Source organism: Gordonia sp. (in: high G+C Gram-positive bacteria) (genome assembly GCF_049299075.1).
GTDB lineage: Bacteria > Actinomycetota > Actinomycetes > Mycobacteriales > Mycobacteriaceae > Gordonia.
The window spans coordinates 1-11,731 of record NZ_JBAQWU010000293.1 but is presented as its reverse complement, the minus strand read 5'-3'; the positions used below and the strand labels follow the sequence as shown (position 1 = coordinate 11,731).

11 protein-coding genes are annotated in these 11,731 nt (G+C 66.6%); 6 read left to right on the top strand and 5 right to left on the bottom strand.

What is annotated here, in order from left to right:
- The 3 genes from WAW85_RS08960 to WAW85_RS08950 form a co-directional block, all read right to left on the bottom strand.
- Positions 1-1,231 (bottom strand): HelD family protein (locus tag WAW85_RS08960; protein WP_422559266.1); only part of this gene is annotated, 1,231 nt, incomplete at its 3' end.
- A 78-nt stretch (positions 1,232-1,309) separates the two neighbouring features.
- On the bottom strand, positions 1,310-2,293 hold the full coding sequence (locus WAW85_RS08955; protein WP_422559265.1) for a DoxX family membrane protein: 984 nt from the start codon (positions 2,291-2,293) through the stop codon (positions 1,310-1,312).
- Between the two features lie 51 nt (positions 2,294-2,344).
- On the bottom strand, positions 2,345-3,043 hold the full coding sequence (locus tag WAW85_RS08950; protein ID WP_422559264.1) for an MBL fold metallo-hydrolase: 699 nt from the start codon (positions 3,041-3,043) through the stop codon (positions 2,345-2,347).
- Positions 3,044-3,207: 164 nt separating this feature from the next.
- Here WAW85_RS08950 and uvrA point away from each other — a divergent pair, with 164 nt between their 5' ends.
- Both uvrA and WAW85_RS08940 read left to right on the top strand, forming a co-directional pair.
- Positions 3,208-6,081 carry an excinuclease ABC subunit UvrA gene (gene uvrA / locus WAW85_RS08945; protein WP_422559263.1) on the top strand — a complete coding sequence of 958 codons (2,874 nt, stop codon included), beginning with the start codon at positions 3,208-3,210 and terminating at the stop codon, positions 6,079-6,081.
- 13 nt (positions 6,082-6,094) lie between these two features.
- On the top strand, positions 6,095-6,469 hold the full coding sequence (locus WAW85_RS08940; RefSeq protein ID WP_422559262.1) for a hypothetical protein: 375 nt from the start codon (positions 6,095-6,097) through the stop codon (positions 6,467-6,469).
- Positions 6,470-6,471: 2 nt separating this feature from the next.
- On the opposite strand, the gene WAW85_RS08935 is transcribed toward WAW85_RS08940, so the two are convergent.
- Positions 6,472-6,822: a DUF1844 domain-containing protein gene (locus WAW85_RS08935; RefSeq protein ID WP_422559261.1), complete on the bottom strand. Its 351-nt coding sequence runs from the start codon at positions 6,820-6,822 to the stop codon at positions 6,472-6,474.
- A gap of 255 nt (positions 6,823-7,077) precedes the next feature.
- Here WAW85_RS08935 and infC point away from each other — a divergent pair, with 255 nt between their 5' ends.
- The 4 genes from infC to WAW85_RS08915 all read left to right on the top strand — a co-directional run bounded on the left by infC (position 7,078) and on the right by WAW85_RS08915 (position 9,177).
- Positions 7,078-7,632, top strand: coding sequence for a translation initiation factor IF-3 (infC, locus tag WAW85_RS08930; RefSeq protein WP_422559267.1), 555 nt, complete (start codon positions 7,078-7,080; stop codon positions 7,630-7,632).
- A gap of 84 nt (positions 7,633-7,716) precedes the next feature.
- Positions 7,717-7,911, top strand: a complete 195-nt coding sequence (gene rpmI / locus WAW85_RS08925) for a 50S ribosomal protein L35 (RefSeq protein WP_422559260.1) — start codon at positions 7,717-7,719, stop codon at positions 7,909-7,911.
- A 40-nt stretch (positions 7,912-7,951) separates the two neighbouring features.
- Positions 7,952-8,332: a 50S ribosomal protein L20 gene (gene rplT / locus WAW85_RS08920; RefSeq protein WP_422559259.1), complete on the top strand. Its 381-nt coding sequence runs from the start codon at positions 7,952-7,954 to the stop codon at positions 8,330-8,332.
- A gap of 38 nt (positions 8,333-8,370) precedes the next feature.
- A complete protein-coding gene (locus WAW85_RS08915) occupies positions 8,371-9,177 on the top strand; it encodes a TrmH family RNA methyltransferase (protein WP_422559258.1) in 807 nt (268 codons plus the stop codon).
- Here WAW85_RS08915 and WAW85_RS08910 read toward each other — a convergent pair.
- A complete protein-coding gene (locus tag WAW85_RS08910; protein WP_422559257.1) occupies positions 9,174-11,462 on the bottom strand; it encodes a protein kinase domain-containing protein in 2,289 nt (762 codons plus the stop codon). The genes WAW85_RS08915 and WAW85_RS08910 overlap by 4 nt on opposite strands.
- Positions 11,463-11,731 lie beyond the last annotated feature (269 nt).

Here is an 11,731-nt window from a genome sequence, read left to right as displayed (position 1 = left end):
GCGTCGGCCAGAACTGGAGGACCGCCGATACCACCTCGTCCTCAGAACCGAGTTCGTCGCGGATGTCGACCAAGTCAGCGGCGGTGAGCAACTGCGAGCCGTCGAGCGTTGACGGGCCCAACCTGCTCGCATGGAGCGCGGCGAGTTCATCGAGCGCGGTGCGGAGAAAAGTGCGCTGGGCCAGATTGTGTGGCCGTCGGGTGGAGCGTGCCGCGCCCCGGGCCTTCTTGATCAGTTCGGCCTCGAGCGGCAGCGTGTACCCGTCGAATCGGACCGAAAGTCCTTGCGGCGGCAGGCTTTCCTTGGCCCGAACCGCCGCGCGCAACACCGGAAGCATGCGGTCCGCGTCACCCTTGAGTTCGGCGGCCCGGCGGCTGTCGACACCGTCGGACACCACGCCAGGGAATAGATTGCCGACAGTGGAGAGCAGTACGCCGGTCTCACCGAGTGAGGGGAGTACTTGGGCGATGTAGTCCAGGAATGTCTCGTTGGGTCCGATGATCAGCACACCGCTGCGCGCGAGCGTATCTCGGTAGGTGTAGAGCAAGTAGGCCGCGCGGTGCAGTGCCACCGCGGTCTTGCCGGTGCCCGGTCCGCCCTGCACCACCATGACGCCGCGATGGGTCGCGCGGATGATCTCGTCCTGCTCGCGCTGGATGGTCTCGACGATGTCGGTCATCTCGCCGGTGCGTGCGGCATTCAGTGCGCTGACCAGCGCGGCCTCGTTGACCACCGAGGAACTGCCGGTCAGGGCCGAGTCGTCGTCGAGGTGGATCTCGCCGGAGATGAGATCCTCGTCGGAGATTCCGCGGACGGCCCGGGACCGGGTTCGCAGATGGCGACGGCGGGCGACCCCCTCTGGGGAAGCCGGAGTAGCCAGATAGAACGGCCGGGCCAGGGGTGCGCGCCAGTCCAGCAGCAACGGCGTCACATGGTCGTCTTCGGTGACGCCCATCCGGCCGACGCGGCGGATCTGGCCGATCTCGGGATCGTCGTCGATCATGTCGAGACGACCGAAGTAGAGGTTGTGTTCGGCGGCCATGATGCGGGCGAGCATCTGCGAGTAGTGCCGCTCGTACGACTCGCGCTCGGACAGCTCCTGCGGGCTGCCGCCGGACTCGATCAGGGTCTCGGCGAGCCGTCGATCTGCGGTCTTGCGCATCGCGTCGAGGCGTCGATAGACGACGTCCAGATGTGCCTGTTCTTCGGCAAAGTGGGGATCGGTGCTCACAGTCGATCCAGTGTACTGGTGTCCACGCGTCAACGGCCGGTCCACCGGGTGGACCGGCCGTTGCGGGCGGTTGACGTCTTAGCTGGCCTGACGATCGCGCCAGCGCTTGCGGACCTCGCGGGTCACTTCTTCGGCGCGTTCCTTGGCGACCTCGGCACCTTCGCGGGCCTTCTCGGCCACGACCGGAGCCTGCTCCTTGGCCTTCGTCGCCAGATGCTCGGCGCGCACTTTGGCCTCGTCGACGAGGATCGGCGCGCGGTGGGCGAACTGTTCGGCGGCCTCGTCGGCGCGGTTACGCACCTTGGCAGCGACAATCGGGGCCTTAGCCTTCGCCTGGACGGCGGCCAGTTCGGCCTTATCCCAGACCTTGTCGGCGGCATCGCTGGCGCGCTCGGCCAGTTCGTGGCGTTCTTCGCTGGCGTCGGCATGCACATGGTGCACGGCGGTGGAGCCCACCCGGGCGGCCAGCGGCAGCGCGAGCGCCACTGCCGGGTGCCCGTGCGAACGCAGGGACGCCTTGGCGGCGCTCTTAGCGGCCTTTTTGAGCCGCCGCTTGCTGACACTACCGGCCAGCGAGGCTTCTTTAGCGGCGATGTTCGCGGCGAACTGGGCCTCGGCAACGGCGTGCTGTGCGCGCCAGGCTGCTGACGGCTTGCCCTCGGTGTCGGCGGTGGCGATCAGCACGCCGCCGAGCAAGCCGACGTTCTTGATCAGGCCGACTTTGCGGGCTTCGCGTCGCACCGGGTCCGTCTCGGTCCAGAAGGCGCCGTCGTACACGGTGACTGGAATCAGCGTGGTGGCCAGGGCCGCCGAGGCCAGGCGCGGTGCCTTGCCAGTGGCCAGCAGGATGCCGCCGCCGACCTGCACGACACCGGCGACGCGCATTGCCGTCGACGCGTTCGCGGGCAGTTTGCCCGAGATCTGGTCCGGCAGCGCCTGGCGCCCGGTGTCCACCATCGGCTGCACCGTCGCTGCGACGGCCGGTTTCGCACGGAGCAGGTCGGCACCGGAGGCGATGAATGCCGTCGCGAGCAGGGGACGAGCGATCTTTCTGAGAATCACAGACCTTCAACCACTTTCTTTTCGAGGGGTACTACATCCAGGGTGGATAAATCACCAGCCACGCTGGCGCCATGTGCCGAGAGACGGGCGTTCGGCGCCCAGCGTAGTGTCTGTGCCGTGGCCGGGGTAGACGACGGTGTCGTCGCCGTAGCGGGCGAAGAGCTTGGTCTCCACGTCGTCGAGCAGGATCTCGAAGTCGCCGGGCTGCCACGTTTTGCCGACGCCGCCGGGAAACAGCGAGTCGCCGGTGAATAGGTGCACGCGGCCGCCCGGTTCGGTCAGCGCCAGGGCAATCGAGCCGGGCGTATGGCCGACCAGTCCGATCACCTCGAACTCCAGCGCCCCGACGGTGATGCGGTCGCCGTCGCGCAGCAGACGGTCCGGTGCGACCGGAAGGTCCGGTGCGTCCGCGGCGCCGACGGCCGTCGGCACGTGGGTGGCGCGGTCGAGTTGCGCGAGGGCCTGCCAGTGGTCGAAATGGCCGTGCGTGGTGACGATCTGGGCCAGCGTGCCGTCGAGCGCGCCCAGCAGCGCCAGGATCGAATCGGGATCGTTGGCGGCGTCGATCAGCAGGCTCTGCCCGGTACGACTATCGGTCACCACGTAGACGTTGTTGTCCATCGGGCCCACCGACATTTTGACGATCTCGGCCCCCGGGATGCGACGGCGCTGCGCGGCTACCCCGTGATGATCGGGTGCGGCCGTCAACTCGCCGGTGTAGTCGTCGGACACCGTCGCCGGAATGGTCATATCAGCCACCCTACGGATGCGCGCCGGGTCCGTGTCCGAATCGGCTCTCCGAATCGGACCTGGCTCTCCGAATCGGACGTGTCGGGGGCCCCGCGTACCCTGGACCGGTGGACGAGGACGGTTCGTCGTCGTCGCGTTACGCATGAGATTCTTGGGAGTTTTACGTGGTTGATCGTCTGATCGTCCGGGGTGCGCGCGAGCACAATCTGCGCGGAGTTGACCTCGACTTGCCTCGCGATTCGCTGATCGTCTTCACCGGTCTGTCCGGCTCGGGCAAATCGTCGCTCGCCTTCGACACGATCTTCGCGGAGGGGCAGCGCCGCTACGTCGAGTCGCTGTCGGCGTATGCCAGGCAGTTCCTCGGACAGATGGACAAACCTGACGTCGACTTCATCGAGGGGCTCTCGCCCGCTGTGTCGATCGACCAGAAGTCGACCAACCGCAATCCGCGCTCGACGGTCGGCACTATCACCGAGGTCTACGACTATCTCCGTCTGCTCTATGCCCGCGCCGGTACCCCGCACTGCCCGGTCTGCGGCGAGAAGATCTCCCGGCAGACACCCCAGCAGATCGTGGACCAGGTGCTCGACCTGGACGAGGGCACCCGGTTTCAGGTACTTGCCCCGGTCGTCCGGTCGCGTAAGGGCGAGTTTGTCGACTTGTTCGCCGAACTGCAGACGCAGGGTTTCGCTCGCGCGCGGATCGACGGCGAGGTGTACCAGTTGGCCGAGCCGCCGAAGCTGAAGAAGCAGGAGAAGCACGATATCGACGTCGTCGTCGACCGTCTCGGCGTGAAGGCGTCCGCGCGCCAGCGCCTCACCGATTCGGTGGAGACCGCGCTGCGGCTGGCCGACGGGATCGTGGTGCTCGATTTTGTGGACCGCGATGCCGACGACGAGCACCGCACGCGGCGGTACTCGGAAAAGATGGCGTGCCCCAATCAGCATCCGATCGCGATCGACGATCTGGAGCCGCGCAGTTTCTCGTTCAACTCGCCGTTCGGCGCTTGCCCGGACTGTGACGGCCTCGGCGTGCGCAAGGAGGTCGACGAGTCGCTGGTGGTGCCCGATCCGGAGATGACCCTCGGGCAGGGCGCTATCGCGCCGTGGTCGTCGGGCCACAATGCCGAATACTTCGGCAGGCTGCTCGGTGGGCTCGGCGAACAGATGGGCTTCGACCTGGACACCCCGTGGAACAAGCTGCCGCGCAACGCCCGCAAGGCGCTACTCGACGGCTCCGAGCACCAGGTGCACGTCAAGTTCCGCAACCGGTACGGCCGCACCCGCAGCTACTACACCGAGTTCGAGGGCGTCATGGCCTTCCTGACCCGCCGGGCCGAGGCCACCGAGTCCGAGCAGATGAAGGACCGCTACGAGGGCTATATGCGCGACGTTCCGTGTCCGGCGTGTTCGGGTACCCGCCTGCGGCCGGAGATCCTCGCGGTAACGCTGCACAATCCGGATCGCGGCGACTTTTCCATCGCCGACGTGACCGCGCTGTCGGTCGCCGAATGCGCCGAATACCTGGACGGGCTGCGCCTCGGCGAACGGGAGACGGCCATCGCCGGCCGGGTACTCAAAGAGGTGCAAGCCCGCATCCGGTTCTTGCTCGACGTCGGCCTGGAGTATCTGTCGCTGTCGCGGGCGGCCGGCTCGCTGTCCGGCGGTGAAGCGCAGCGCATTCGGCTCGCCACCCAGATCGGCGCCGGTCTGGCTGGCGTGCTGTACGTGCTCGACGAGCCGTCCATCGGACTGCACCAGCGCGACAACCGCAGGCTGATTGAGACCCTGGTGCGGCTGCGCGATCTGGGTAACACCTTGATTGTCGTGGAGCATGACGAAGACACCATCGCGGCCGCAGACTGGATCGTCGACATCGGTCCGCGCGCCGGTGAACACGGTGGCCGGGTGGTGCACAGCGGCGACTACGCGGGTTTGCTGGCGAACTCCGAGTCGTTGACCGGCGCGTATCTGTCCGGCCGCAAGCAGCTGGAGGTGCCCTCGGTCCGGCGGCCGATCGACCGTAAACGACAGGTTGCCGTGATCGGGGCGACCGAGAACAATCTGCGCGGCATCGACGTCAAGTTTCCGCTGGGCGTGCTCACCGCGGTGACCGGCGTCTCCGGGTCGGGCAAATCCACGCTGGTCAACGACATCTTGGCGACGGTGCTGGCGAACAAGCTGAACGGTGCACGGCAGGTGCCGGGTCACCACACACGGGTTACCGGGCTGGAGCACCTGGACAAGCAGGTCCAGGTCGATCAGTCGCCGATCGGGCGCACCCCGCGGTCGAACCCAGCCACCTACACCGGGGTCTTCGACAAGATCCGCACCCTATTCGCGGCCACCACCGAAGCGAAGGTCCGCGGCTATCAGCCGGGGCGGTTCTCATTCAATGTCAAGGGCGGCCGCTGCGAGGCGTGCATGGGCGAGGGCACCATCAAGATTGAGATGAACTTCCTGCCGGACGTCTACGTTCCGTGCGAGGTGTGCCACGGTGCGCGCTACAACCGGGAAACGCTCGAAGTGCACTACAAGGGCAAGACCATCTCCGAAGTGCTCGACATGCCGATCGACGAGGCCGCCGAGTTCTTCGAGCCAGTCACCTCGATCCACCGGTATCTCAAGACACTGGTCGACGTCGGCCTCGGCTACGTCCGGCTCGGCCAGCCCGCGCCGACGCTATCGGGCGGCGAGGCGCAGCGCGTCAAGCTGGCGGCCGAACTGCAGAAGCGCTCCACTGGGCGCACCGTCTACATCCTCGACGAGCCGACGACCGGTCTGCACTTCGAGGACATCCACAAGCTGCTGATGGTGATCGACGGTCTGGTGGAGAAGGGCAATACCGTGATCGTGATCGAGCACAACCTGGACGTGATCAAGACCGCCGACTGGATCATCGATATGGGCCCGGACGGCGGCAGCGGTGGCGGCACCGTGGTGGCGCAGGGAACGCCGGAAGAGGTGGCCACCACCGCAGGCTCGCACACCGCCGCGTTCTTGCGGGAACTGCTACCCGCTGAAGAGTCGGCTAGCTGACTAAGGTGACGGTATGAGCAGCGATCCCGACCAGGTCCCCGACCACGTCCGCGAAGCGGCGCAGTGGCATGCCGCGGAAATGAATCTCGCTCGCGAGATCGTCGACTCGCTGCCGCCCGGCCTGACATTTGACGATTTCTTCGCCGAGCACGGTGTGCAGGCGCCGTCGTACGAGGACGTCACCGGCTACACCAAGGCGGGCGAGCCGACCTTGGACTTCGTGCGCGACAAGATCGAGAAGCGTACCGCGATCGCGATCGGCACCGAAGAACTCGCCGCCGCGATGCCCGGCAACGAGAATCTCGACCACTTCTTCGCTGAGCGTGAGAAGGCCGCCAAGTCGAAGCTCGATGAGATCCGCAAATCCATGGGCGGCGCGACGGACTAGCGTCAGCCCTTGACCGGTCCGGTGAGCTTCTCGCCGGGGCCATCGCCGGGCTCGTCCGGGTAGGCGCTGGCCTCGCGGAAGGCAAGCTGAAGAGCCTTGAGGCCGTCGGCGATCGGCTTGCGGTGCAGGCCCAAGTCGGCCTTGGACGCGGTCACCAGGCCGGCCAGCGCAGTGATGAGGGCGCGGGCCTCGGCGAGGTCGCGGTATTGCTCGTCGCCGCCGGCCTCGGGGCCGATCTTCTCGGCAGCGGCACTCATCAGCATCACCGCGGCACGCGAGATCACCTCGATTGCGGGGATGGTCGCCAGTTCGCGCACCTGCTGGGCGTCGTCGGAATAGGAGTGCTCGCTCATGACTGCTACACTTGCACAAGTTGACCACCTCGGCACTGCCGGGGTAGCAAGTGCGATTCTCGAATCCCACCGCGCGACATGGTTGTTCCGGACTAGTTCGGGACGACAAAATGTTTCCCGGTTGAAGGTCACATCGTCGTCCGTGACGAGGCCGGTGTTCTCAGTGGAGAGCAGCCCGCCCGCCGGTGCGTCGGTGTCTTTCGTTCGAGCCCCTCTTGTTGGTCGACATGACAACACTTTGATCGAGGAGGCCACATCAGCACTGAGACCCGCATCAATGAGCGCATCCGCGTCCCCGAGGTCCGGCTTGTCGGACCCGGCGGTGAGCAGGTGGGCATCGTGCGTGTTGAAGATGCGCTTCGCCTGGCTTACGAAGCCGACTTGGACCTGGTAGAGGTCGCGCCGGAGGCGCGTCCGCCGGTGTGCAAGATCATGGACTACGGCAAGTTCAAGTACGAGGCGGCGCAGAAGCAGCGCGAGTCCCGCCGCAACCAGCAGATGACCGTCATCAAGGAGCAGAAGCTCCGCCCGAAGATTGACGACCACGACTACGAGACCAAAAAAGGTCACGTTGTCCGGTTCCTCGACGCGGGTTCCAAGGTGAAGGTCACCATCATGTTCCGCGGCCGTGAGCAGTCCCGCCCCGAGTTGGGCTACCGGCTGCTGCAGCGTCTGGCCGCCGACGTCGTCGACCACGGATACGTGGAGACCTCGGCTAAGCAGGACGGTCGCAACATGACCATGGTGCTCGCTCCACATAAGGGCTCGAAGACTCGGGCACAGGCCAAGCAGTCCGCCTCGGACTCTTAGTCCAACCCACCCCGCACCCCCGTCATGCGGAACGACCTACCGAGTTCGCTCGGGAAGTCAGTTCCGCCCGAATGAAGGAAACTCATGCCTAAGGCAAAGACCCACAAGGGCACCGCGAAGCGTTTCAAGCTGACCGGCAGCGGCAAGATCAAGCGCGAGAAGGCCGGCAAGCGCCACCTGCTCGAGCACAAGTCGTCGCGCGTCACCCGTCGCATGTCCGGCACCGTCGTGGTGAGCGAGGCCGACGCCCCGCGCATCAAGCGACTGCTGAACAAGTGACCCTGGCGAAGAACATTTAGTAAGGAAGCGACTTAAACTCATGGCACGTGTAAAAAGGGCCGTCAACGCCCAGAAGAAGCGCCGTTCGATCCTCGAGGCCAGCAAGGGCTACCGCGGTCAGCGGTCGCGCCTGTACCGCAAGGCCAAGGAGCAGCAGCTCCACTCGTTGACCTACGCCTACCGCGACCGCAAGGCGCGTAAGGGTGAGTTCCGGAAGCTGTGGATCCAGCGCATCAATGCTGCGGCCCGCGCCAACGACATGACCTACAACCGCTTCATCCAGGGCCTCAAGCTCGCGGGTGTCGAGGTAGACCGCAAGGTGTTGGCCGATCTGGCCGTCACCGATCCGGCTGCCTTCACCGGTCTGGTCGACATCGCCCGCGCGGCGCTGCCGGAAGACGTGAACGCCCCGGTCGCCTGATCGGCCCGTTCACCTAGAAGCACGACAAGCGACCCGCGATGGATGTTCTCACCGAACGTTCCTCGCGGGTCGTGTCGTTGGCAAAGCTGCATCGAGCAGCGGTACGGCGCTCGGACCAGCGATTTCTCGCCGAAGGCGCGAACGCTGTCGACGCGGCGCTGGCCACCGGCCGCGCCCTGCAGCTTCTGGTCCGCGAGGACGACACCCACCGCTTCGGCGATCTCCTCACGCGCGCCGAGCGGGCGCACCTACCGGTGCAGCTGCTCACCGCACGCGCCGCCGACAAGCTGTCGGACACCGCCACTGCGCCCGGAATCTTCGCCGAAGCCACCCTGCTGACCCGGTCTCTCGACGACGTCGAGTGGGCGGGTCCGGGTTTCGTCGTGGTGGCGGTGGAGCCGCGGGAGCCGGGTAATGCGGGCACCTTGATCCGCTGCGCCGATGCGCTCGGTGCGAAAGCGGTGCTGCTGCTGGGTGACTCGGTGGATCCGCACAACGGCAAATGCGTGCGCGCAAGCGCGGGCAGCGTCTTCCACATTCCGATCGCTGTCGACCGCGATATTGCCGCGTCGCTGGCCCGGCTGCGCGAGGTCGGTCTGCTGACGCTGGCGACCACCATGGACGGCGAAGTCGCGCTGCCTGCCGCCGACGCCCTGCTGGCGCAGCCGCACGCCTGGCTGTTCGGCAACGAAGCGCACGGCCTGCCGGCCGATGTGCTGGCCGGGGCCGACTTCCGGGTGTCGATCCCGATCGCCGGGCGCGCAGAAAGCCTCAATCTAGCGGCCGCCAGCGCGATCTGTCTGTATGCCAGCGCCGCCCAGCGTTCCTCCGAGGCGCGCTCCTAAGAAGCGAACACCACCTTGGCCGGGGCGGCGGTGTGACCGCCCAATTGGCCGTCGCCGAGCTGGCCGCGGTCGTTGTTGCCCCAGCAGAACATGTCCCCGCCGCTGGTGGCGCAACTGGTGCCGTTACCGGTGGTGATCGCACCTGCCGGGCCCAGCCCCGCCACCTTGGTGGGCTGGTCGACGACGTTGACGCCGCCGTCGACAGCGGCCTGGCCGGTGCGGTTGTTGCCCCAGCAGAAGGCGGAACCGTCGGTGGTGAGTGCGCACTTGGTGTCATCGGAGACGGTGACGGCGGCCATCGCGGGCAGCCCGGTGACCTCCATTGGCGTGTTCTGGCGCTCGGTTGACCCGTCAGCGTTCATGCGCGCACCCCAGCAGTACACCTTCTGCTCGGCAACGGCGCAGGCCTGGTTGTAGCGCAGCGAGTCCGCGGTACCGCCGCCCAGGGCCACTGAAGTGACGCCCGTCAGGGACAGCTTGGTGGGCGTCGGGTTGTCGTTCTGCCCGCCGGTACCGAGTTGGCCGTCGCTGTTGTCTCCCCAACAGTAGAGTTCCGCGCTCTTGGTGATGGCGCAGGTATTGCCCGAGTAGACCGTGACCGAGGTGGCTTCGCTGATGCCTTGGACCTTGGCTGGCAGGCGCACTTCCTTATCGGTGCGGGCCTGACCGGCCTCGCCGCGCGAGTTCCAGCCCCAGCAGTAGACGTCGCCGTCGGAGACGGCGCAGGTGGTGAACTTGTCGGTGGCGATTGACGTGACATTACCGAGGCCGAGGACTGCGGTCGCCTGCTTCTGGGTGCTGTCGCTGTCGTTGCCGAGGGCGGAGAACAGGCCGTCGCCCCAGCAGTAGGCACTGCCGCCGGCCACCGCGCATGCGGTGACGTCGGACTCGTTGTCGCTCGATAGGTAGCCGCCGAGGTCGACCGACGTGACGTCGCTCAGGCCGGGGACCTGCTGCGGTTTGGTTTGCGGACTGGTGGTGCCATCACCGAGCTGGCCGTCGCCGTTGGCTCCCCAGCACAAGAGTTTGCCGCCGTCCACCGCGCACGAGGTGCCGAAGTAGGTGGAGATTTTCGCTTGGTCTGCAGCGTCAACGGTCACGGTCGGCGTTGTGTCGGAGCTGAAGAAGCCCGAAGCAGCCAGGCCGCTCGGCACGCCGATCACGACGGCTGCCGCGGCGGCGGCGAGACCAATCATCAGACCCTTGCGCTTCTTGGGGGCCGGTGCTCCTGGGAATCCGTTGGCACCGGTTTGATAGGCGGTCCACTCGGTGCCCGGCTGTGCCGGATAGCCCGGCGAGGGCGGGAAACCCGGCTGTGCCGGATAGCTCGACTGTGCCGGATATCCCGACGGCGGCGGGAATCCGGGCTGCGAGTGGGCGCCGGAGGGGTACGACGGCTGCGATGGCTGCGAGCCGCCGGTGAGGGGCGGCATCGGGCCGATCGAGGTGGCGGTTGCCGACGAAGTCTGGGCCAGCGCACGCTGCATGTCGGCGGCAAAGCTGCGACAATCCGGGTACCGCTCGGCGGGATTTTTGGCCATGGCGCGCGCCAGTACCGGTGCCAGCGGCCCCAGATCCGGACGGACCTGAGCGATCGACGGCGCCGGTTGCTGCAGGTGGGCCATCATGATTGACGCCGACGTGTCGCCGCCGAACGGCGCGGTGCCCGCCAGCAGGGTGTATGTGGTGCAGGCGAGCGAATACTGGTCGGATTTCGGGCCGGCGGACTGCCCGGAGATCAGTTCCGGCGCGGTGTACGCCATGGTGCCGACGACCGAGTTGGCCGCGGTGAGCTGCGGCGAATCGGCGAGCCGCGCGATACCGAAGTCGAGGACGACGGCCCGGCGCAGATTCCCTTCGGCGTCCCGGGTAATCACGATGTTCGCGGGCTTGATGTCGCGGTGCACCACCTGTCGGGCGTGCGCGTAGTCGAGGGCGTCGGCCACTTGACTGACTGCGGAGACGACGTCTGCTGAGGTGAGACGCACGCTGGCCAGGTCGGGGCCGTCGAGGTAATTCATGGTGAACCACGGCGAATCGCCGTCGACGCCGTAGGCGTAGACAGTGATAATGCTGGGGTGGTCCAACGAGGCGGCCGTGCGGGCCTCATTGGTGAAGCGGGTCTGGAAATCCGGGTTCGACGTGCCGCCGATGGAGATCACCTTCATGGCCTCGCGCCGGATCAGGTGCGGATTCTCCACCAAGTAGACGTCGCCCATGGCGCCCGAACCGAGCAGGGCGACGACCTTGTATCCAGCAATGCTTGAGCCGGGTGCGACGGGCACGGTTGCTCCTCAGATGTTCGGTGATGACTGGCTGAATCTACCGCTTGTGGGGTACCCGCTGGTGGATTGGGGCGGCGCGTCCGGGTCGAGATGGGCCCGCGGCGGTCGGTCGACTAGTCTTGACCTCGTTATTTCACCGTATTCAAGGAGTCCCGCCGGTGCCTGGCGACGCAGTCCCGAACGTTTTCCCGTCCACGACGGAATTGGCTGATGCCGTCCAGTCCGCTATCGCCGCGTTCGCGGCGGCCGCCGACCTCGATGCGCTGGCC

Coding starts and splice junctions, on each gene's coding strand:
- WAW85_RS08940 (WP_422559262.1), top strand. CDS start 6,095: ATGAGCAGCGATCCCGACCAGGTCCCCGACCACGTCCGCGAAGCGGCG.
- rplT (WP_422559259.1), top strand. CDS start 7,952: ATGGCACGTGTAAAAAGGGCCGTCAACGCCCAGAAGAAGCGCCGTTCG.
- WAW85_RS08915 (WP_422559258.1), top strand. CDS start 8,371: ATGGATGTTCTCACCGAACGTTCCTCGCGGGTCGTGTCGTTGGCAAAG.
- rpmI (WP_422559260.1), top strand. CDS start 7,717: ATGCCTAAGGCAAAGACCCACAAGGGCACCGCGAAGCGTTTCAAGCTG.
- WAW85_RS08935 (WP_422559261.1), bottom strand. CDS start 6,822: ATGAGCGAGCACTCCTATTCCGACGACGCCCAGCAGGTGCGCGAACTG.
- WAW85_RS08950 (WP_422559264.1), bottom strand. CDS start 3,043: ATGACCATTCCGGCGACGGTGTCCGACGACTACACCGGCGAGTTGACG.